The sequence below is a fragment of the Halorubrum sp. Atlit-28R genome (assembly GCF_003665955.1).
Classification (GTDB): Archaea; Halobacteriota; Halobacteria; order Halobacteriales; family Haloferacaceae; genus Halorubrum; species Halorubrum tropicale.
Genome location: NZ_QPLS01000268.1, coordinates 1 through 442 on the forward strand (window position 1 = coordinate 1; position 442 = coordinate 442).

The 442-nt window shown below is 60.6% G+C and carries 1 pseudogene; it reads right to left on the bottom strand.

Features of this window, described 5'->3' with window-relative positions:
* Positions 1–442 (bottom strand): annotated as a pseudogene (locus DVK06_RS18825) (hypothetical protein); the annotation flags it as partial.

Sequence of the window (442 nt, forward strand, 5' to 3'; positions counted from 1 at the left end):
CACTTCATGGCTGATGCTTCCGGTTTGAATCCGGCCTGTGAGCTCGCCTTGCAGCGACACGTCATCCGATGCGTAATCGCGGAAACGCCGCTGGCGCCGCAGGGTACGCTGGTCCGGTTGCAGGGTCGGCTGCGCCTCGGTCGAAAATCCTTCCAACGTCCCTTTTTTGTAGGACACGGCTACTCGGCCCGACCATTGCCCATTGAATACATGATCCAATACCAATTGGTGCGTCTGGTTGTCGATGCGTATGTCGCCGTCGGCCGGCTCACCGAGGAAACGACTGCGCGGAAGAACGCCGAGCTGGCCGTTGACGGCAACGACAGCCCGGTCCAGCGGCGTCTGGTGGCGCAGGACTTCAGCGCTGTAATTGAGCCGGGTCGACGGCGCCAGCTTCCAGGTAAACGCCGGCGCAACGAACAAGCGTTTTGTATCGATATGG